This is a genomic window from Pseudomonas sp. SYWMCR5, from assembly GCF_057197165.1.
In genome coordinates this window covers 291174-310400 of record NZ_JBXUNH010000004.1, presented here as the reverse complement: position 1 = coordinate 310400, position 19227 = coordinate 291174, and the positions used below count along the sequence as shown (strand labels likewise).

Annotated in this window: 20 protein-coding genes; 10 read left to right on the top strand and 10 right to left on the bottom strand. The window is 64.2% G+C overall.

The window, feature by feature from the left end; genetic code table 11:
• Positions 1-177: 177 nt before the first annotated feature.
• The 4 genes from AC2CGW_RS14055 to rpoE form a co-directional block, all read right to left on the bottom strand.
• Positions 178-1578, bottom strand: a complete 1401-nt coding sequence (locus AC2CGW_RS14055) for a DegQ family serine endoprotease (protein ID WP_411384446.1) — start codon at positions 1576-1578, stop codon at positions 178-180.
• Positions 1579-1785: 207 nt separating this feature from the next.
• Positions 1786-2748, bottom strand: a complete 963-nt coding sequence (locus AC2CGW_RS14050) for a MucB/RseB C-terminal domain-containing protein (protein ID WP_186668604.1) — start codon at positions 2746-2748, stop codon at positions 1786-1788.
• Positions 2749-2760: 12 nt separating this feature from the next.
• On the bottom strand, positions 2761-3351 hold the full coding sequence (locus AC2CGW_RS14045) for a sigma-E factor negative regulatory protein (protein ID WP_186668606.1): 591 nt from the start codon (positions 3349-3351) through the stop codon (positions 2761-2763).
• Between the two features lie 31 nt (positions 3352-3382).
• Positions 3383-3964 (bottom strand): RNA polymerase sigma factor RpoE/AlgU, encoded by a 582-nt coding sequence (gene rpoE / locus AC2CGW_RS14040; protein WP_003252049.1) that lies wholly within the window; start codon positions 3962-3964, stop codon positions 3383-3385.
• 435 nt (positions 3965-4399) lie between these two features.
• On the opposite strand from rpoE, the gene nadB reads away from it, so the two are divergent.
• Positions 4400-6004 (top strand): L-aspartate oxidase, encoded by a 1605-nt coding sequence (gene nadB, locus AC2CGW_RS14035; RefSeq protein WP_186668608.1) that lies wholly within the window; start codon positions 4400-4402, stop codon positions 6002-6004.
• A gap of 60 nt (positions 6005-6064) precedes the next feature.
• Here nadB and AC2CGW_RS14030 read toward each other — a convergent pair whose 3' ends face one another.
• Complete coding sequence (locus AC2CGW_RS14030) at positions 6065-6520, bottom strand: protein YgfX (protein WP_484574185.1); 456 nt, start codon at positions 6518-6520, stop codon at positions 6065-6067.
• Positions 6504-6758, bottom strand: a complete 255-nt coding sequence (locus AC2CGW_RS14025; protein WP_054891841.1) for an FAD assembly factor SdhE — start codon at positions 6756-6758, stop codon at positions 6504-6506. The genes AC2CGW_RS14030 and AC2CGW_RS14025 overlap by 17 nt, the downstream gene beginning before the upstream one ends.
• A 135-nt stretch (positions 6759-6893) precedes the next feature.
• On the opposite strand from AC2CGW_RS14025, the gene ygfZ reads away from it, so the two are divergent.
• Complete coding sequence (ygfZ, locus tag AC2CGW_RS14020) at positions 6894-7835, top strand: CAF17-like 4Fe-4S cluster assembly/insertion protein YgfZ (RefSeq protein WP_484574184.1); 942 nt, start codon at positions 6894-6896, stop codon at positions 7833-7835.
• 55 nt (positions 7836-7890) lie between these two features.
• Positions 7891-8697 carry an HDOD domain-containing protein gene (locus AC2CGW_RS14015; protein ID WP_484574183.1) on the top strand — a complete coding sequence of 269 codons (807 nt, stop codon included), beginning with the start codon at positions 7891-7893 and terminating at the stop codon, positions 8695-8697.
• Positions 8698-8715: 18 nt separating this feature from the next.
• On the opposite strand, the gene AC2CGW_RS14010 is transcribed toward AC2CGW_RS14015, so the two are convergent.
• Together AC2CGW_RS14010 and AC2CGW_RS14005 are read right to left on the bottom strand one after the other, a co-directional pair.
• Positions 8716-10095: a sensor histidine kinase gene (locus AC2CGW_RS14010; RefSeq protein WP_186668614.1), complete on the bottom strand. Its 1380-nt coding sequence runs from the start codon at positions 10093-10095 to the stop codon at positions 8716-8718.
• Positions 10088-10759 (bottom strand): response regulator, encoded by a 672-nt coding sequence (locus AC2CGW_RS14005; RefSeq protein WP_054891845.1) that lies wholly within the window; start codon positions 10757-10759, stop codon positions 10088-10090. The genes AC2CGW_RS14010 and AC2CGW_RS14005 overlap by 8 nt, the downstream gene beginning before the upstream one ends.
• Positions 10760-10960: 201 nt before the next feature.
• On the opposite strand from AC2CGW_RS14005, the gene AC2CGW_RS14000 reads away from it, so the two are divergent.
• From AC2CGW_RS14000 to AC2CGW_RS13980, 5 genes are all read left to right on the top strand, one after another.
• The gene (locus AC2CGW_RS14000) at positions 10961-12235 is read left to right on the top strand and encodes an OprD family porin (protein ID WP_484574182.1); all 1275 of its coding nucleotides are present in this window, start codon (positions 10961-10963) and stop codon (positions 12233-12235) included.
• Between the two features lie 31 nt (positions 12236-12266).
• On the top strand, positions 12267-13247 hold the full coding sequence (locus AC2CGW_RS13995; RefSeq protein WP_125930594.1) for a Bug family tripartite tricarboxylate transporter substrate binding protein: 981 nt from the start codon (positions 12267-12269) through the stop codon (positions 13245-13247).
• Positions 13248-13323: 76 nt separating this feature from the next.
• Positions 13324-13782, top strand: a complete 459-nt coding sequence (locus tag AC2CGW_RS13990; RefSeq protein WP_186668800.1) for a tripartite tricarboxylate transporter TctB family protein — start codon at positions 13324-13326, stop codon at positions 13780-13782.
• A gap of 3 nt (positions 13783-13785) precedes the next feature.
• Entirely contained in the window at positions 13786-15300 is a 1515-nt protein-coding gene (locus AC2CGW_RS13985; RefSeq protein ID WP_186668616.1) for a tripartite tricarboxylate transporter permease, read from the top strand.
• Entirely contained in the window at positions 15293-16324 is a 1032-nt protein-coding gene (locus AC2CGW_RS13980; RefSeq protein ID WP_186668617.1) for an AbrB family transcriptional regulator, read from the top strand. The genes AC2CGW_RS13985 and AC2CGW_RS13980 overlap by 8 nt, the downstream gene beginning before the upstream one ends.
• Before the next feature lie 99 nt (positions 16325-16423).
• On the opposite strand, the gene ung is transcribed toward AC2CGW_RS13980, so the two are convergent.
• Positions 16424-17116, bottom strand: a complete 693-nt coding sequence (ung, locus tag AC2CGW_RS13975) for a uracil-DNA glycosylase (RefSeq protein WP_186668619.1) — start codon at positions 17114-17116, stop codon at positions 16424-16426.
• A gap of 129 nt (positions 17117-17245) precedes the next feature.
• Here ung and AC2CGW_RS13970 point away from each other — a divergent pair, with 129 nt between their 5' ends.
• A complete protein-coding gene (locus AC2CGW_RS13970) occupies positions 17246-18352 on the top strand; it encodes an enoyl-CoA hydratase/isomerase family protein (protein WP_484574181.1) in 1107 nt (368 codons plus the stop codon).
• A 2-nt stretch (positions 18353-18354) separates the two neighbouring features.
• Here AC2CGW_RS13970 and AC2CGW_RS13965 read toward each other — a convergent pair whose 3' ends face one another.
• Positions 18355-18768 carry a hypothetical protein gene (locus AC2CGW_RS13965; RefSeq protein ID WP_484574180.1) on the bottom strand — a complete coding sequence of 138 codons (414 nt, stop codon included), beginning with the start codon at positions 18766-18768 and terminating at the stop codon, positions 18355-18357.
• A gap of 232 nt (positions 18769-19000) precedes the next feature.
• Here AC2CGW_RS13965 and AC2CGW_RS13960 point away from each other — a divergent pair, with 232 nt between their 5' ends.
• Entirely contained in the window at positions 19001-19222 is a 222-nt protein-coding gene (locus AC2CGW_RS13960; RefSeq protein WP_065863133.1) for a cysteine-rich CWC family protein, read from the top strand.
• The last annotated feature ends 5 nt before the right edge of the window (positions 19223-19227 follow it).

Genomic DNA, 19227 nt, shown 5'->3' with positions numbered 1-19227 from the left:
GGAAAAATAGCCGGGAATTGTACCTCAAGCCGGAGGGATATGGGAGATTCCTCTATCGCCACGCACACCTGCAAATGCGACATGAATTTGCTCGGCTCGCTGATGTTCCCACAGAACATCATGACACGCTCATGAAAAAGGGCAGCCGAAGCTGCCCTTTCCTACCCTTCACTCAGCCTATTCAGCCAACTTGAAGGTGATGAAGCTGGCGCGGCCCTGTCGCAGCACACGCATCGATACCGAACGGTTCTTCGGCAGGTCCTTGGCGATCTCGGTGAATTGCTTGGCCGAGCTGATCGCCTGGTTGTTCAGGTGGCTGATCACGTCGCCCGGACGCAGGCCAATCAGTGCTGCCGGACCATCCTGAACCTCCTTGATGACCACACCACCCTTGAGCTCGAGCGACTTCTTCTGCTCGTCGCTGAGGTCGGCGACCGAGACGCCCAGGCGGTTGCTGTTGCGCTCCACGCCTGCCTGGCCAGCGGTGCCAATGTCGGCATCGTCTTCAGGGAGTGCACCGATGGTGATGTCCAGGGTCTGACGCTTGCCTTCGCGGATGATCTCGAGCTTGGCTTTCTGGCCATCCTTGAGACCGCCGACCAGGTGTGGCAGGTCTGCGGACATGACGATCGGCTGGCCGTTCATGCTCAGGATCACGTCACCGACCTGCAGGCCGCCCTTGGCCGCAGGGCCGTTCTCCAGCACCTGGGCTACAAGCGCACCGGCAGGCTTGTCGAGCCCGAAGGACTCGGCCAGGTCCTTGTTCACTTCCTGGATCACCACGCCGAGCCAGCCGCGGCTGACCTTGCCGTCTTTCTTCAACTGGTTCGAGACATCGATCGCCACGTCGATCGGGATGGCGAACGACAGGCCCATGAAGCCGCCGGAGCGGGTGAAGATCTGCGAGTTGATACCCACGACCTCACCCTTCATGTTGAACAGCGGGCCGCCGGAGTTACCCGGGTTGATCGCGACGTCGGTCTGGATGAACGGCACGTAGGTGTCGTTGGGCAAGGTACGCCCCTTGGCGCTGACGATACCTTTGGTCACCGAATGATCGAAACCGAACGGCGAGCCGATGGCCAACACCCACTCACCGACCTTCAGCTTCTCGGAATCGCCCAGCTTGACGGTCGGCAGATTCTTGCCATCGACCTTGAGCAGTGCCACGTCGGTGCGCGGGTCGGTGCCAACCAGCTTGGCTTGCAGTTCGCTGCGATCGGACAGGCGGACGATGATCTCGTCGGCATCGGCGACAACATGGTTGTTGGTCAGGACATAACCATCGCTGGAGATGATGAAGCCCGAGCCCAGCGACTGAGCCTCACGCTGGCGATCGCCACGCGGGGAGCGCGGCTGCTGCGGCATGTTGCGCTCGAAAAACTCGCGGAACATCGGAGGCAGGCCCTCCAGGTCGGGCATCTGCCCGGCGGCGACGCGACGGTCCGGCAGTTTTTGCTTGGTACTGATGTTGACCACCGCCGGCGAGGCTTGCTCGACCAGGGTGGTGAAGTCCGGCAGGGCTTCCTCGGCCTGGGCGGTAAGCACCTGGCCGAGCATCAGCACGGCGGCGAACATCGATAGATAGGTTTTCAAGCGTGGTATTGACATACGGCTCCCGTCACAACGAGCGTAGTTAGCAGAAGGGCCCCTGCAGATGCAGGAAAGGCCAGACTCCAGGAAGTCTGACCTATAGAAAATTTACCAGTTGATTGCAAATGACAATGCTTTAATTTCATGTCAGCTGCGCGCCTGACAGCTTGTAGGAAGGGTCTGGGACGGTCATTACCGCGCCTGGACATCCTGGGCGCGCATCGACAATGCCACGCGCTCGGCGGTCCCCAGCGGAATCTCTCCGACCACGGTGACCATGACCTTGCCCTTGGGTGTGTTCAGATGCCGCGAGACAGCGACGGTAGGCCCCAGTTGCGCACGGGTATCGGTACCGGCGTCTTCCTTGATCGGCTCGAGAAAGACGGAGAACCGCGCCAGCCCATCGTCGTACATCAGGCTGCTGACGGTGCTGTTGCGTTCGGGATCACGGCGCACGGCGCTGTTGACCAGCTCGAAGCCAGGCGGCAGCCAGTCGGAACGCCAGCCAGCGACAGTTTCAGGCTTCGCCGCCGCAAGAGGCTGCACCGGCTTGCACGCGGAACTGGCCTGCAGGTCGCGATCGGTCGGAACATCATCGGTATCCAGGCGGGTCATCTGGAAGCGCTCGAGCAACTGGCCCTTGTCGTTGAGCATCAACGACCGCAGCGGCAGGCCGGTCTGGCGATCCAGGTGAAGTTCAAAGGCGTAACGGTGCTGGTCGCGTGGAGTGAGGGTGACGATCACCGCGTCGCGCCCGGCGATACGTGCCTTGCCAGCCACACCCAGGTCGTACCAGCTCATCAGCTTCAGAGGATCGAGCACTCGCGGGGCGGAATCGGGCGGCGTACCGACCCCGCTGACCAGGGAACCACTGACGCACTGCACCTTGCCGTCGACCCGCACGATTTCCTGGGCGGCGCCATCGAGCTGCAACAACCGCTCGCTGACTTTGCCGTCCTGGACGCGATGCCAGATATCGTGGGAAGAAAAACTGCCGTTACGTTCGTAGACGAAAGAACCCTGGTAACTCTGCCCTTGCTCGGCCTGTGCCAGCTTATTCAGCCACTCGCTCGCCTCGGGCGAAGAGTTGGCCGCCAATGCCGGCACCGTGATGCAGCTGCCGAGCAGCAGCGACAGAAGAGGTAGCGCGCGCATGATCCTCCTTACTTAGCGATTTTCCAGGCTGGCGGCGCGTGCGTAAGGCAGAGCGGTTTCAGTGCCCTTCAGCGCAGACTCCTGAGCGTGCTGGCGCAGGTAACCTGGCAGACGCTGATCCCAGCCGGCCTGGTTCTGCAGCACACCGTTGGCCATCGGCCCGGTCGGTTGCTCGCTGCTCTCACTATAGCCTGCCAGAACGGCTGGACCTTGAGTCTGCGGTACGGTGACCCCCTGCTGCACAGGTTGCTGCGAAGCAAGTTGCGCGCCGTTGATCTCATCCTGGTTGTACAGGCGTACGCCCGCCAGCACAGCGACGGTCACCGAAGCGGCAACGGCCAGGCGACCAATGCTGCGCCAAGGGCCACGCTTGGCCTTGACCGGGACGGCTTCGTCGGCCAGCGCGGCAGAAACGGCCGACGCGATGTCGAGCTTGGGCAGCAGCAGCTCCTTGTGCATGGCTGCGCGAGCGACCTGGTAACGCGACCAGGTGGCACGTGTCTCGGCATCATCGACCGCGTTCAGCACGCGACGTAATTCCAGTTCGTCCGCTTCGTTATCCATTACCGCGGACAGCGATTCCTGCAAAGCTTCACGACTCATGGCGGTTCCTCTCTTGGCTGTCGCCGCTGTCTCAGGTTTCCTGCAACAGGGGTTGCAGGGCTTTGTCTATGGCCTCCCGAGCGCGGAAGATTCGAGAGCGCACGGTACCCACCGGACATTGCATGACACTGGCAATGTCTTCGTAACTCAGCCCGTCGAACTCGCGCAGGGTCAATGCCGTGCGCAGGTCTTCGGGCAGTTGCTGGATGGTGCGATGGACAGTGCCTTCGATTTCATCCCGCAACAACGAGCGCTCTGGGGACTCGAGATCCTTGAGACCATGATCGCCGTCGTAGAACTCCGCATCCTCGGAGCTCACATCGCTGTCTGGCGGCCGTCTTCCACGGGACACCAGGTAATTCTTCGCCGTGTTGATGGCGATGCGGTACAGCCACGTGTAGAACGCACTGTCACCGCGGAAGTTGCCAAGCGCACGGTAGGCCTTGATGAAAGCTTCCTGCGCCACGTCCTGCGCTTCATGGGTGTCGTGTACAAAACGCACGATCAACCCGAGAATCTTGTGCTGATACTTCAGCACCAACAGATCGAACGCTCGCCTGTCACCGCGCTGCACGCGCTCGACAAGCTGCTGATCCTCTTCCTGGGTTAGCATGAACACTCCTCAGTGAACTCAAAGGAGCGTTGCGACAGCCATCGTTCAGGCTTGCAACCATAGACTCGGGCTTTGCGCAAAAGTTCTCCCCTCCAAGCAAGTTTCCTGCGGCCTCTGGTCGGCTCGCACGAAAAAGACACAGCGCGGTCGCAGCCGGCTGCGTCGATAATCGGTGTCTCGAATACACAGGTTTCAGCCCGGGTAGAGCCGCTGTCCTGCGTCGCCTCGGCAATCGTGGCAGACGGGCAGCCTTCTTGAGATTTGCAGGGGTACTGGAAAGTTCCCACAAAGTCGCCACGCCTGCGCAACCGCCATTGGAAATCCGACGCCGTGGGCTGCTATAAAGGCAGCCCGGCATCTTTCACGATAGTTTCACAATGCCATATACGCATCACTATTGTGCCGCTCCCCTTCCCTAGTTACTAGTGTCCCGACATGAGCCAACAATTCCAACATGATGTCCTGGTGATCGGCAGTGGCGCCGCCGGTCTCAGCCTGGCACTGAACCTTCCCGGCCACCTGCGCGTCGCGGTCCTGAGCAAGGGCGACCTCGCCAACGGCTCTACCTTCTGGGCCCAGGGCGGTGTCGCCGCGGTACTGGACGACACCGACACGGTGCAATCGCACGTCGAGGACACGCTCAATGCAGGCGGTGGCCTGTGCCATGAAGACGCCGTGCGATTCACCGTCGAACACAGCCGCGAAGCCATCGAGTGGCTGATCGAGCAGGGCGTGCCCTTCACCCGCGATGAACACCACAGCGTCGACGACGGCGGCTTCGAGTTCCACCTCACCCGTGAAGGCGGTCACAGCCACCGCCGCATCATCCATGCCGCCGATGCCACGGGCGCCGCGATCTTCACCACGCTTCTGGAACAGGCGCGCCAGCGCCCGAACATCGACCTGCTCGAACAGCGTGTAGCCGTGGACCTGATCACCGAGCGGCGCCTGGGCCTGCCCGGCGAACGCTGCCTGGGCGCCTACGTGCTCGACCGCAACAGCGGCGAGGTGGACACCTTCGGCGCACGCTTCACGGTGTTAGCGACAGGCGGCGCGGCCAAGGTCTATCTCTACACCAGCAACCCCGACGGCGCCTGCGGTGATGGCATTGCCATGGCCTGGCGCGCCGGCTGTCGGGTGGCGAACCTTGAGTTCAACCAGTTCCACCCAACCTGCCTGTACCACCCGCAAGCCAAGAGTTTCCTGATCACCGAGGCCCTGCGTGGCGAAGGTGCGCTGCTGCGCCTGCCCAACGGCGAGCGCTTCATGCCGCGCTTTGACCCGCGCGAAGAGTTGGCGCCACGGGATATCGTCGCTCGCGCCATCGACCATGAGATGAAGCGCCTGGGCGTGGACTGCGTGTACCTGGACATCACCCACAAGCCGGTCGAGTTCATCAAGAGCCACTTCCCCACGGTCTACGAACGCTGCCTGACCTTCGGCATCGACATCACTCGCCAGCCGATCCCGGTGGTACCGGCAGCGCACTACACCTGCGGCGGCGTGATGGTCGACGAGCGCGGCCACACCGACGTACCGGGCCTGTATGCCATTGGCGAGACCAGTTTCACCGGCCTGCACGGCGCCAATCGCATGGCCAGCAATTCGCTGCTGGAGTGCTTCGTCTACGGCCGCGCGGCTGCCGCGGACATCGAGGCGCACCTGGATCAAGTCGGCAGGCCGCAGGCCCTGCCTTGCTGGGATGCCAGCCAGGTCACCGATTCGGATGAAGACGTGATCATCGCGCACAACTGGGACGAACTGCGGCGATTCATGTGGGACTACGTCGGCATCGTGCGCACCAGCAAACGCCTGCAGCGCGCCGAGCACCGGGTGCGCCTGCTGCTGGACGAAATCGACGAGTTCTACAGCAACTACAAGGTCAGCCGCGACCTGATCGAGCTGCGCAACCTGGCACAGGTGGCCGAGCTGATGATTCGCTCGGCGATGCAGCGCAAAGAAAGCCGTGGGCTGCACTACACCCTGGACTACCCGGGGATGCTGGGTGAGGCCAGGGATACGATACTCAGCCCGACCTGAGCCTGGCGCCGGCCTTTTCGCCGCGGCGACTTGCCCGCGAAGAGGTCGGCAACACCCACTTCACTCTACAGCCATCACCCATCGGCGTCGGCTGAACTTCAAGCGCACACGAAGCTGTCGGTGCTCATCCGCCGTCAGCGCATCCCTTGGAATGCACTGGCTCTGGGCAACCCGCCGCCCTTCGCGCACGAAGCGCAACACCACCATCACCGGCAGCGCGACGCTGTCACGGCACAACCTAACCCGCTGCCAGCCACGGGCACGGCTGAACGCCTGCCAGCCACGCGCATCACGGCGCAGACCGGTCACGGCATCAGGATGGGTCAGGAGGATACGACGGGGAATCACCCAACAGGCATGGGCGAGGCAGGCAAACAGCACGCAGGTTGCCAACCACCAGGGCAAGGCACTGAACCACAGAGTGGCGAGCGCCAGCGCCTGCCCGGCAAGATAGGCCGTCAGCAGCAGGCGCGAGCCCTGCCAACGGCACTCGAAGCACTCACTTGGGCTGGACACGGTCCAGGATGATGCGGACCATGCGCTGCAGCTCAGGGTCTTCGGATTCGTTACGCTCCATGAACCAGCCGAACATGTCCTGGTCCTCGCAGGTCAACAGGCGGCGGTACAGTTCGCGATCCGCTTCGCTCAGGTTCGGGTAAACCTCCTGGGTGAAGGGTACGAGCAGCACGTCCAGCTCCAGCATGCCGCGGCGGCTGTGCCAGAAAAGCCGGTTGAGTTCAGTTTGTTCGACCATGGGGCCCTCCTCGAATGGTCGCGCAGTATACCGCGCTGCAACCACAGCGGCACGAGGCATTGGTCTAGTCACCTACCTATTTTGTTACTGGCGTTCTATGATGGCCGCCAGTCTTTATAGCTACCGCGATGACCCATGGCCGACTCCGCTTTCTTCTGTCCCCTGTCCCACGAGGGCATCCTCGCTGTCCGCGGCTCCGACGCCGGCAAGTTCCTGCAAGGCCAGCTGACCTGCAACCTCGACTATCTGAATCCGCAGCACGCCAGTCTCGGCGCTCGCTGCATGGTCAAAGGCCGCATGCAATCCAGCTTCCGCATCCTGCCCGAAGGCAATGGCTATCTGCTTGCCATGGCCAGCGAACTGCTCGAGGCGCAATTGGCGGATCTGAAGAAGTACGCGGTGTTCTCCAAGGCCACGCTGACCGACGAAAGCCCCGCCTGGGTACGCTTCGGCCTGCAGCAGGGCGATGCCGCGCTGCACGCGCTGGGGCTTGAAACACCACAGGCAGCCGGCGCCACCGTGCGTCATGAAGGGCTCGTCGCCATCGCTGTCTCGCCTGCACGCGTCGAACTGTGGGTGCCCGCCGAACAGGCCGCCAACGTGCGCGAAGTCCTCGCCGCCGCACTGCCCGAAGGCACCCTGGATGCCTGGCTGCTGGGCCAGATCCGCGCCGGCATCGGCCAGGTCATGGGCCCGACCCGTGAACTGTTCATCCCGCAGATGATCAACCTGCAGGCCGTCGACGGCGTGAGTTTCAAGAAGGGCTGCTATACCGGCCAGGAAATCGTCGCGCGCATGCAGTACCTGGGCAAGCTCAAGCGTCGCCAGTATCGCCTCTCGCTGCCCGTGGACGAAGCCCCCGCACCCGGCGCAGAGATCTTCTCGCCCACCCACGGCTCCTCGGTCGGCGAGGTGGTCATCGCGGCACCGGCCGAGCAAGGTGTCGAACTGCTGGCAGTGCTCAGCGCCGACTCGGTGGAAGATGACAACCTGCACCTGGGCAGCCTCGAAGGCCCACGCCTGACCCTGCTCGACCTGCCCTACGAACTGGACCGCGATCGGGAAATCCAGCGCTGACCAGCCCGCCCCGCCGCTGCGGCGGGGCAGCCCCACCACTGCGGTAGAGAAGTCCATGAACAAGCTGGCCGAGATGGTTCAAGCGCAGTTGCTCGCTGCCATCGACAACGACGACCTGGTCCTGCCCACGCTGCCCGAGGTTGCCCTGAGCATCCGCGAAGCCGCCGAAGACAGCGAAATCAGCGTGGCCGCCTTGAGCCGCGTGATCGGTCGCGATGCTGCGCTGTCGGCGCGCCTGATCAAGGTGGTCAACAGCCCGCTGCTGCGCGCACTGGTGGAGGTCACCGACCTGCACACCGCGATCACACGCCTGGGCGTCAACTACAGCTGCAACCTGGCTATCGGCCTGGTGATCGAACAGATCTTCCATGCCCGATCGCCGGCGGTGGAACACAAGCTGCGCGATATCTGGGAAAACAGCCTGGAAGTGGCGGGCATCAGTTACGAAATCTGCAGACGCTACACCCACCTCAAACCCGACCAGGCCACCCTGGGTGGTCTTGTGCACCAGATCGGCGCCCTGCCGGTACTGATCTACGCCGAAGAGCACAACGAGCTGCTGTCCGACCCGGTGTGCCTGCACTTCGTGATCGAACAGATCCATCCCGTGCTGGGCGACAAGATCCTCAGCGCCTGGGAGTTTCCCGAGCAACTGGTCAACCTGCCCAGCCAGGTCCAGGACCTGGAGCGCGAGACCGACAAGATCGACTACATCGGCATCGTCCAGATCGCCCGCTCGCTCAGCCTGCGCGGGCGCGGCCAGCCCTTGACCAGCCTGCCCGCCTACAAGCTGCTGCGCCTGCCGGAGGGCAAGGAGCTGGACCTGATGGAACTGGTCGAGGCACGGGACATGTTGCGCTGACTGCCGCGGGTGCGGCGGTCAATCCGCGATGAAACTTACCCGCACCTTCAAACCGCCGTTGTCGCCATCATGCAGGCTGATCTGCGCCAGATGCGCACGGCAAATTTCGCCGACGATCGCCAACCCTAGCCCACTGCCTTGGGCACTGCGCCGGTAGAAGCGCTCGAACACGCGCTCGCGATCATCCAGTGGAATCCCCGGCCCATCGTCCTCGACCTCCAGCACCGCAGGGGCCAGCACGCGCAGGATCACGTTGCCGCCCATCGGTGTGTGGGCCAGGGCATTGTCCACCAGGTTGCTGAGCAGCTCGTTGAGCAAGGTCGGCTCGCCCTTCAGCCAAACCGGCGCCTCGGCTTCCAGCGCCAGGGCAACACCCCGGGCATGGGCCAGCGGCGCCATGGCCATGCCCAGTTCGCGGGCCAGCTGGCTGAGATCCAGGCGCTTTGCACCGCCTTCGGCGATTGCCCGGGCGCCATTTTCCACACGGGCCAGCGACAGCAACTGGTTGGCCAGGTGGGTAAGGCGATCAGTCCCCTGGGCCGCAGACTCCAGGGTCTGGCGCCACTCCTCGGGCTCCCGCGAGCGCAAGCCCAACTCCACCCGAGCCTTGAGCGCCGCCAGTGGTGTGCGCAACTCGTGGGCAGCATCGGCGATGAACTGCGCCTGGCGCTCGAACTGGCCGCGCAGCCGCTCGGTGAAGTGGTTCAAGGCCCGCACCAGCGGCCCCAGTTCATGCTGCACCTGCACCACCGGCAGGGCCCGCAGATCGTCGGGCTGACGGGCCTCCACCGCCGTGCGCAGACGCTCCAGCGGACGCAGTGCAGCACTGACCGCGAACCACACCATCACCAGCGCGCCCAGCGCAAGCATGCCCAGGCGCAGCAACGTGTCGGCCATCAGTCCGCGCGCCATGCTCACCCGCGCCTCTTCGGTCTCGGCCACGCGGATCTCGGCCATGCCGTTCATGTTCGGTTCGCTGACGGCCTTGAGCAGGCTCACCACGCGCACATCCTGGCCCAGGTAGGTGGCGTTGTAGAAGCGCGCCAGTGCCGGATAGTCGTCGGTGCGCGGCGTGCCAGGGGGCGGCGGCGGCAGCTTCTCGTAACCGGAAATCAGCCTCTGGTGAATATCCAGCACCTGGTAGTAGATGCGTCCGGCGCTGTCGTAGGCGAAGGTGTCCAGGGCCACATAGGGCACATCGGCGCTGAGCGTGCCATCGCGCTGGGAAAGGCCGGCGGCAATGGTCCGCGCCGAGGCCAGCAGCGTGCGGTCATAGGCGGTGTCGGCGGCCTCGCGGCCATTCCAGTAAGCGCTCAGGCCGCTGGCCAGCATCAGCACCACGAGCAACAGCGCCAGGTTGCCGAGCAGGCGCGCGCGCAGGCTGCCGTTGTCACGCATCGCGATGCTCGAGCAGGTAGCCCAGGCCGCGGAACGTGACGATCGCCACCGGGTGGCCATCGAGCTTCTTGCGCAGGCGATGGATGTAGATCTCGATGGCATCGGGGCTGGCTTCTTCGTCCAGGCCAAACACCTGTGCGGCCAATTGCTCCTTGCTCATCACCCGCCCGGGACGGGCGATCAGCGCCTCGAGCACGCTCTGTTCGCGCGAGGTCAACGTCAGCGGCTCGTCACCCAGCGCAAAGCGCCGCGTGTCCAGGTCATACACCAGGGGCCCGCAACGTTGCTGACGTTCGCCACCGAGCACGCTACGGCGCAGCAGTGCCTTGACCCGCGCCTCAAGCTCGGTGAGCTCGAAAGGCTTGGCCAGGTAGTCGTCGGCCCCAAGGTTCAGGCCGTGCACGCGGTCCTTGACGTCGCTGCGCGCGGTGAGCATCAGCACCGGCAGGGTCTTGCCCCGCGAGCGCAGGCGCGCCAGCACTTCGAAACCGTCCATGCGCGGCAGGCCGACATCCAGCACGGCGACAGCATAGTCCTCGCTGGCCAGGGCCAGGTCGGCGGCCACGCCGTCATGCAGCACATCCACGGTCAAGCCCTGGCTCTTGAGGGCCTGGGCCACGCTTTCAGCCAACGGCAGATGGTCTTCGACCAGCAACACACGCATCGGATTCTCCCTGCTCGGGTTGGGCGGTGGCGCGGAGTGTAACGCCCTCGCCGGCACTGTGAAGCCCTTGTGACAAACCTTTCGCGCTGAAAGGTTAGCGAAAGGTTCGCCACCTAGCATCGCACCACGGTCGCTCCACGCGCCGAAAAAAGCACCAGCAAGGTGCAACGAATAAGAACAATAAAACGGAGTCAGACGACGATGCTGTCAATGCAGCCCAGCCGGTCCCTTTCCGCCCGCCCTTCCACGCTCGCCAGCGCCATTGCCCTTGCCGGCATTGCTCCGATGAGCCAGGCCGCCTTCTTCGAAGACAGTACGGCCACCTTCGAAACCCGAAACATGTACTTCAATCGCGACTTCCGCGATGGCACCAGCGCGCAACAATCCAAACGCGACGAATGGGCCCAGGGCTTCATGCTCAATTTCGAATCCGGCTATACCGACGGCACCGTGGGCTTCGGCCTCGACGCCCTGGGCATGCTCGGCATCAAGCTCGACTCCAGCAAGGACCGCACAGGCACCGGCCTGCTGCCGACCCATGACGACGGCAAGGCGGCCAACGAGTACTCCAAGCTCGGCCTGACCGGCAAGGTCAAGATCTCCCAGACCGAGTTGAAAGTCGGCACCCTGATCCCGGAACTGCCGACGCTGCAGCCCAACGATGGGCGCATCCTGCCGCAGACCTTCGAAGGCGGCCTGCTCACCTCCCGCGAGATCAAGAACCTGACCTTCACTGGCGGGCGCCTTGAAAAGGCAAAGGACCGCGACGACACCAACTGGGAAGACCTGGCGCTGAACAACAAGAACGGCCGCTTCGGTGGTACGTTCCGCGCCGACCACTTCGACCTGGGTGGCCTGGACTACAAGTTCACCGACCGCATCACCGGCAGCTACCACTTCGCCCAGCTCGACGACATCTACCGCCAGCACTTCGTCGGCATGGTCGCCACACAGCCCTGGGGGCCGGGCACCTTCGGCGCCGACCTGCGCCTCTCGAAGAGTGACGAACAGGGCAAGGCCCTGGCCGGCAAGATCGACAACACCACGCTCAACGGCATGCTCAGCTACGCGCTCAGCGGCCACAAGTTCAGCGCCGCCTACCAGCACCTGTCCGGCGACAGCGCCTTCCCCTATGTCGACGGCGCCGACCCGTACCTGGTCAACTTCGTCCAGATCAACGACTTCGCCGGCGCCGACGAACGCTCCTGGCAAGTACGCTACGACTACAACTTCGCTTCCCTGGGCATTCCTGGCCTGACCTTCATGACCCGCTACATCAACGGCGACAACGTCAGCCGCGCCGATGGCAGCGAGGGCAAGGAATGGGAACGCAACACCGAGTTCAAGTATGTGGTGCAGAGCGGTCCGCTGAAGAACGTCGCGGTGCGCCTGCGCAACGCTACCTTCCGCTCCAACTTCGCCCGCGATGCCGATGAAGTACGCCTGCTGGTCAGCTACAGCGTGGCCCTGTGGTAACCCATAACAACAACGCTCACGGAGATAGACGATGAACCTTTCACTGCGCCGACTCGTCCTGGCCACCGGCTGCCTGCTGCTGGCCGGCAACGCCCTGGCCGCCGAACCGAAACGCCCCGAATGCATCGCCCCGGCCTCGCCCGGCGGTGGTTTTGACCTGACCTGCAAACTGGTGCAGAGCGCACTGGTCGAGGAGAAGATCCTCAGCAAACCCATGCGCGTCACCTACATGCCAGGCGGTGTCGGCGCGGTGGCCTACAACGCCGTGGTAGCCCAGCGTCCGGCCGATGGCGGTACGCTGGTGGCCTGGTCCAGCGGCTCGCTGCTGAACCTGGCCCAGGGCAAGTTCGGCCGCTTCGACGAGAACGCGGTGAAATGGCTGGCCGCCGTCGGCACCAGCTATGGCGCCATCGCAGTGAAAAGCGACTCGCCCTACAAGACCCTCGATGACCTGGTTGCCGCACTGAAGAAAGACCCGAGCAAGGTGGTGATCGGTTCCGGCGGCACCGTCGGTAGCCAGGACTGGATGCAGACCGCGCTGATCGCCAAGGCTGCCGGCATCAACCCGCGCGACCTGCGCTACGTGGCCCTGGAAGGCGGCGGCGAAATCGCCACCGCGCTGCTCGGCGGCCATATCCAGGTGGGTTCGACCGACATTTCCGACTCCATGCCACACATCCAGAGCGGCAGCATGCGCATCCTCGCGGTGTTCTCGGAAAATCGCCTGGACGAGCCTGAGATGAAGAACATCCCGACCGCCAAGGAGCAGGGCTACGACATCGTCTGGCCGGTGGTGCGCGGCTTCTACCTCGGCCCGAAGGTGAGCGACGAAGAGTACGCCTGGTGGAAAGCGTCGTTCGACAAGCTGCTGGCCTCGGAAGACTTCGCCAAGCTGCGTGACCAGCGCGAGCTGTTCCCGTTCGCCATGACCGGTGAAGAGCTCGATGGCTATGTGAAGAAGCAGGTCGCCGACTACAAGACCCTGGCCAAGGAATTCGGCCTGATCCAGTAATCTCGGCCCTTGTGGGAGCGGGCTTTCCCGCCCCCACGAAGGAAGCATGAAAGCCGCTTCTATCGAGGATTCCTTCATGATCCTGCAACGCATCTTCGCCCTGGTGCTGCTGGCGGTCTGCGCCGCCCTGGCCGTTATGGCCTGGCCTTACCAGGCGGCGTTTTCCTATGAGCCGGTGGGCCCGCGTGCCTACCCGCTGCTGATGCTCGGCCTGATGAGCCTGGGCCTCTTGTATCTGGCAATTCGTCCGACGCCCATCGTGCACAAGGACGACGAAGTCCCCCTGGACCGCGAGACCCTCACCAAGATCGCCGCCTGCGTCGGCCTGCTGATCGTCTTCGCCGCCACCTTCGAGTCGCTGGGCTTCATCCTCAGCGCCGTCCTCGCCGGCCTGCCCATGGCCCGCCTGTATGGCGGCCGCTGGCTGCACAGCGCGATCGTGGTGGTGGGCATGAGCATCTTCCTCTACTGGCTGTTCGACCGGGTGATGGATGTCCCCCTGCCCCTCGGCCTGCTCGACGTACTGGAGAACTGACACATGGATACCTTGAGCTACCTCGGCCAGGGCTTCGGCGTCGCCCTGAGCCCCTACAACCTGGTCACCGCACTGAGCGGCACCCTGATCGGCACCGTGGTCGGCCTGTTGCCAGGTCTGGGCCCGATCAACGGCGTGGCGCTGCTGATCCCCATCGCCTTTGCCCTCGGTCTGCCGCCGGAGTCGGCGCTGATCCTGCTGGCCGCGGTGTATCTGGGCTGCGAATACGGCGGCCGGATCAGTTCGATCCTGCTGAACATCCCGGGCGAAGCCTCGACCGTGATGACCACTCTCGATGGCTACCCCATGGCCCGCCAGGGCCTGGCCGGTGTCGCCCTGTCGCTGTCGGCCTGGAGCTCGTTCATCGGCGCCCTCATCGCCACCTGCGGCATGGTGCTGTTCGCGCCGCTGCTGGCGAAATGGGCGATCGCCTTCGGACCGGCGGAATACTTCGTGTTGATGGTGTTCGCCATCGTCGCCCTCGGCGGCATGGCCGGCGACAAGCCACTGAAGACCTTCATCGCCGCGCTGATCGGCCTGTTCCTGTCGGCCGTGGGCATCGACGCCAACAGCGGCGTGTACCGCTTCACCGGTGACAGCGTTCACCTGGCCGACGGTATCCAGTTCGTGGTGCTGGTACTGGGCCTGTTCTCCATCAGCGAGATTCTCCTGCTGCTGGAGAAGACCCACCATGGCCACCAGGCGGTCAAGGCCACCGGGCGCATGCTGTTCAACCTCAAGGAAGCCGCCTCGGTCTTCGTCGTCAACATTCGCTGCGGCCTGCTCGGCTTCTTCATGGGCGTGCTGCCCGGTGCCGGTGCCACCCTGGCCAGCGCCGTGGCGTACATGACCGAGAAGCGTATCGCCGGTGCCAGCGGCAAATTCGGCAAGGGCGACGCCCGTGGCCTCGCCGCCCCGGAAACCGCCATCGGTGCATCCTGCTGCGGCGCCCTGGTGCCGATGCTGACCCTGGGCGTGCCAGGTTCGGGCACCACCGCCGTGATGATCGGTGCACTGACCCTGTACAACATCACCCCCGGCCCACTGCTGTTCGAACAGCAGCCTGACATCGTGTGGGGCCTGATCGCCTCGCTGTTCATCGCCAACATCATGCTGGTGATCCTGAACATCCCGATGATCCGCATCTTCACCCGCATCCTTGCCGTACCGAACTGGGCGCTGGTGCCGGTGATCGCGATCATCACCGCGATCGGCGTCTACGCCGTGCACGCCACCACCTTCGACCTGTTCCTGATGGTCGGCATCGGCATCATGGGCTATATCCTGCGCAAGCTGGACTTCCCGCTGTCGCCGATCCTGCTGGGCTTCATCCTCGGGGGGCTGATGGAGCAGAACCTGCGCCGTGCGCTGTCGATCTCCAACGGCGAGCTGGGCATCCTCTGGTCCAGCCCGATCAGCATGAGCGTATGGGCACTGGTGGTCTGCATGCTGGCCCTGCCGCTGCTGCGCATCTGGCGCCGCCGCAGCCTGCAGCGCCGGGCCATGGCCGATGCCTGATCGGTCGTTGCCGCTGTTCTGGGCCACCGGGCTGGTCGGACTTGCTGGCGGTTTCATCGCCAGCAAGGTCGGCTGGCCTTTGCCGTGGATGGTCGGCTCGCTGCTGGCGATCATCGCGGTGCGCTGCCTCACCCCCTGGCAGCTGTCGGAAATCCCCAACGGCCGCAAATGCGGGCAGTGGGTGATCGGTATCGGTATCGGCCTGCACTTCACCCCGGAAGTGATCGAACAGGTTGCCAGCCATTTCGGCTTGATCTTCTTCGGCGCACTGCTGACCACGGTCTCCAGCGGCGTCGGCGTGTGGCTGCTGCGCCGGTCCGGCGAGGACCGTGCCACGGCATTCTTTGCCAGCATGCCCGGCGGCTCGGGCGAGATGGTCAACCTGGGCGCGCGCAATGGTGCGGTGCTCAGCCAAGTGGCGGCGGCGCAGAGCCTGCGCGTACTGGCGGTGGTGCTGTGCGTACCGGCGCTGTTCAAGCTGCTGCTGGGCGATGGCGTGGCGCTGAACCATGCCGGCAGCGTCAGTTGGGGTTGGCTGGCGCTGATTGCGCCGCTGAGCATTGGCGTGGCGCTGCTCTGGCAGCGCCTGCGCCAGCCCAATCCCTGGTTGTTCGGGCCACTGCTGGTGGCTGCCAGCATCAGCCTGGCCAACAACCTGCAGATCGGCCTGCCCAACGGCGCCAGCCAGATCGGCCAGTGGCTGATCGGCAGCGGCCTGGCCTGCCACTTCAACCGCGCGTTCTTCCGCCGTGCGCCGGCCTTCCTGGGGCGCACCCTGGTGGCGACGGCCCTGTGCATGCTGATCGCAGGCGGCGCGGCCTGGGGGCTGAGCCTGTTCAGCCACCTGGACCTGCGTTCGCTGACATTGGGGATGATGCCGGGCGGGATCGCCGAGATGAGCCTGACGGCGGAGACCCTGCAACTGTCGGTGCCGTTGGTGACGGCGCTGCAGGTGATGCGCTTGCTGTTCGTGCTGTTCCTGGCAGAACCGATGTTCAGGTATTGGATACGCCAGGACGATTGACCGGTCGACCTCTTCGCGGGCAAGTCGGAGCGCCGAACCGCCGCCCCCACTGGCTGAGAGCGGGCTTGCCCGCGAAGAGGCCAACCCGACCGCAAGCCCTTACAAAGGCGGCACCGCCCAATTGATGGGCTCCAATCCGCGCTGCTGCAGGAAGCTGTTGGTCCGGCTGAAATGCCCGCAGCCCAAAAACCCGCGATACGCCGACAAAGGCGACGGATGCACCGACTTGAGCACCAGATGCTTGGTCCCGTCGATCAGCTTCTGCTTGCTCTGCGCATGCGATCCCCACAGCAGGAACACCACGTTCTCGCACTGCTCGCTGACCAGCTGGATGATGCGGTCGGTGAAGAACTCCCAGCCCTTCTTGGCATGCGACGCGGCATTGGCGCGCTCGACGGTCATGGTGGTATTGAGCAGCAACACCCCCTGCTCGGCCCAGCTCTGCAGGTAGCCATGATTGGGGATCGGCAGGTTCAGGTCGCGCTGCAGCTCCTTGTAGATGTTCACCAGCGAAGGCGGCGTCGGCACCCCCGGCTGCACCGAGAAGCACAGGCCATGGGCCTGGCCCGGGCCGTGGTAAGGGTCCTGGCCGAGGATCACCACCTTCACCTTGTCCAGCGGCGTGGTGTTGAGGGCATTGAAGATCAGCGGCCCAGGTGGATAGATCTCCTTGCCGGCGGCATGCTCCTGGCGCAGGAACTCGCGCAGCTGGTGCATGTAGGGCTGGTCGAACTCGGCGCGCAGCGCGGCCTTCCAGCTGGGTTCGAGCTTGATGCGATCGTCGTCGGTCATGGAGCAATCCTGAATCAGAGTGGGCGCGACACTAGGAAAGCCGCCCCCGCTTGTCAATCGCTCCGACCGGTGACAGGCACGATCGGTCAGGCAAGCCATACTTGTGCGACGACTTGCGCGAGGTTGTCCATGTCCATTCATTGCGAGGTACTCACCGGCGCCGATGGCGCCCGTATCGGCATCGCCACCCTGGATGCCGCCAAGACCCTGAACGCCCTGACCCTGCCGATGATCGAGATGCTCGATTCGCACCTGCGCGAATGGGCGCGCGATCCGGGCGTCGTCTGCGTGCTGCTGCGCGGCAACGGCGAAAAGGCCTTCTGCGCAGGCGGCGATGTGCGCGCGCTGGTGCAGGCCTGTCGCGAGCATCCCGGCAGCGTGCCACCGCTGGCAGCAACCTTCTTCGCCGCCGAATATCGCCTCGACTATCTGCTGCACACCTACCCCAAGCCGCTATTGTGCTGGGGCCGCGGTCATGTGCTGGGCGGCGGCATGGGCCTGCTGCAGGGCGCCAATGTGCGTATCGTCACCCCCAGCAGCCGACTGGCGATGCCGGAAGTGAGCATTGGCCTGTATCCGGATGTCGGCGCCAGTTGGTTCCTCAGCCGCCTGCCGGGCAAGCTTGGGCTGTTCCTGGGGCTGACCGGCGCGCCGATCAATGCCCGTGACGCCCTTGATCTGGGGCTGGCCGACCGTTTCCTCGGCGAGCAGCAGCAGGCTTCGCTGATCAAAGAACTGCTGCAACTGAACTGGCAGGAACAGACCGCCTTGCAACTGAACAGCCTGCTCAAGGCCGAGCAGCATCGCGCCTGGGCCGAGCTTCCCGAAGCGCAGTGGCTGCCTCGCCGCGCCGTGATCGACGCATTGCTCGATGTCGCTGACCCGGTAGCCGCCTGGCGGGCCGTGTGCGGCTTGAGACACCACACCGATCCACTGCTGGCCAAGGCGGGCGAGCGCTTGCATGAAGGCTGCCCGCTTACCGGTCATCTGGTCTGGGAACAGCTTCACCGCGCCCGTCACCTGTCGCTGGCCCAGGTGTTCCAGATGGAATACGCCATGAGCCTGAACTGCTGTCGGCATCCGGAATTCAGCGAAGGGGTGCGCGCTCGCTTGCTCGACAAAGACAACCAACCGCACTGGCACTGGCCGGATATCGGCAAGGTGCCAGCAGCGGTGGTCGAAGCGCACTTCGTCAAAGTCTGGGAGGGGCGACACCCGCTGGCGGATCTGGGCTGACCCTATCGCTGCCAGTTGCGATGCCCACGCCCCCGATCGCCTTGCCCATTGGAATGCCAGCGATCATCCCGCACGCCGCCACGGTAGTCCTGGCGATCGCGGTCACGCCCGTAGTCGTAGCGCTGGCGGTTGCCGTAGTCATGACGCGGATTGCCATGCCACTGGTTCACCACCGGTGGCGTGTAGGGCCGGTAGTAAGGTGCCGGCGCCGGACGGTAGTAACGCGGTGCCGTCTGGTAGTAATACCGAGGCTGCGGCGCGACGTAGTAACGGTCCTGACGGTAGTAGTAACCCGGGTAGGCGTAGCGGTCAGCGGTGTAGTACTCGCTGCGGTAATAGCCCCCGCCCCCGTAGTAAGGGGCACAGGCACTGGTCATCAGGCCAAGCAGAACGACCAACAGGATTCGCGGGTACATGGCGGCCTCCTGGACCGCTGGATTGCCCGGCACAGCGGCGCTGGCGGGCGTCGATCGCAACACGTTGATCGACACTGAGTAAGACAGTGCGCCCAAGGTCCGGTGCCATTTGCGCAACAAATTGAAACAGACAGAACGATCCGGAAATACAAATAGACAGAGGCGCGACAAAAGCCTCCAACGGATATACTGCGCGCCTCGGTGCAGACATATCGCGAACCCGGAAGCCACCATGAACGACAGCCAGCGCTGCCCCGCCTGCGGCGCCGCCAACCAGTGCGCCCTGGCCGACCCGCGCAGTGCCACCCAGGCCTGCTGGTGTTTCAGCGTCAGCATCGATGCCGCTGTGCTCGAAGCGCTTCCCGACGAACTGCGCAACAAGGCCTGCCTGTGCCCTCGCTGCGCAGCAGTCGACGAACAGCTCAAGGCAGCCGACCAGCGGCAGCCTCTTTAAGATTG

Bases quoted from the DNA above. Each gene is read 5' to 3' on its own strand.
- AC2CGW_RS13990 (WP_186668800.1), top strand. From the start codon at position 13,324: ATGATCCTGCAACGCATCTTCGCCCTGGTGCTGCTGGCGGTCTGCGCC.
- rpoE (WP_003252049.1), bottom strand. From the start codon at position 3,964: ATGCTAACCCAGGAAGAGGATCAGCAGCTTGTCGAGCGCGTGCAGCGC.
- AC2CGW_RS13985 (WP_186668616.1), top strand. From the start codon at position 13,786: ATGGATACCTTGAGCTACCTCGGCCAGGGCTTCGGCGTCGCCCTGAGC.
- AC2CGW_RS14045 (WP_186668606.1), bottom strand. From the start codon at position 3,351: ATGAGTCGTGAAGCTTTGCAGGAATCGCTGTCCGCGGTAATGGATAAC.
- ygfZ (WP_484574184.1), top strand. From the start codon at position 6,894: ATGGCCGACTCCGCTTTCTTCTGTCCCCTGTCCCACGAGGGCATCCTC.
- AC2CGW_RS13995 (WP_125930594.1), top strand. From the start codon at position 12,267: ATGAACCTTTCACTGCGCCGACTCGTCCTGGCCACCGGCTGCCTGCTG.
- AC2CGW_RS14015 (WP_484574183.1), top strand. From the start codon at position 7,891: ATGAACAAGCTGGCCGAGATGGTTCAAGCGCAGTTGCTCGCTGCCATC.
- AC2CGW_RS14000 (WP_484574182.1), top strand. From the start codon at position 10,961: ATGCTGTCAATGCAGCCCAGCCGGTCCCTTTCCGCCCGCCCTTCCACG.
- nadB (WP_186668608.1), top strand. From the start codon at position 4,400: ATGAGCCAACAATTCCAACATGATGTCCTGGTGATCGGCAGTGGCGCC.
- AC2CGW_RS13965 (WP_484574180.1), bottom strand. From the start codon at position 18,768: ATGTACCCGCGAATCCTGTTGGTCGTTCTGCTTGGCCTGATGACCAGT.
- AC2CGW_RS14050 (WP_186668604.1), bottom strand. From the start codon at position 2,748: ATGCGCGCGCTACCTCTTCTGTCGCTGCTGCTCGGCAGCTGCATCACG.
- AC2CGW_RS14025 (WP_054891841.1), bottom strand. From the start codon at position 6,758: ATGGTCGAACAAACTGAACTCAACCGGCTTTTCTGGCACAGCCGCCGC.
- ung (WP_186668619.1), bottom strand. From the start codon at position 17,116: ATGACCGACGACGATCGCATCAAGCTCGAACCCAGCTGGAAGGCCGCG.
- AC2CGW_RS14005 (WP_054891845.1), bottom strand. From the start codon at position 10,759: ATGCGTGTGTTGCTGGTCGAAGACCATCTGCCGTTGGCTGAAAGCGTG.
- AC2CGW_RS14010 (WP_186668614.1), bottom strand. From the start codon at position 10,095: ATGCGTGACAACGGCAGCCTGCGCGCGCGCCTGCTCGGCAACCTGGCG.
- AC2CGW_RS13960 (WP_065863133.1), top strand. From the start codon at position 19,001: ATGAACGACAGCCAGCGCTGCCCCGCCTGCGGCGCCGCCAACCAGTGC.
- AC2CGW_RS13970 (WP_484574181.1), top strand. From the start codon at position 17,246: ATGTCCATTCATTGCGAGGTACTCACCGGCGCCGATGGCGCCCGTATC.
- AC2CGW_RS13980 (WP_186668617.1), top strand. From the start codon at position 15,293: ATGCCTGATCGGTCGTTGCCGCTGTTCTGGGCCACCGGGCTGGTCGGA.
- AC2CGW_RS14055 (WP_411384446.1), bottom strand. From the start codon at position 1,578: ATGTTCGCCGCCGTGCTGATGCTCGGCCAGGTGCTTACCGCCCAGGCC.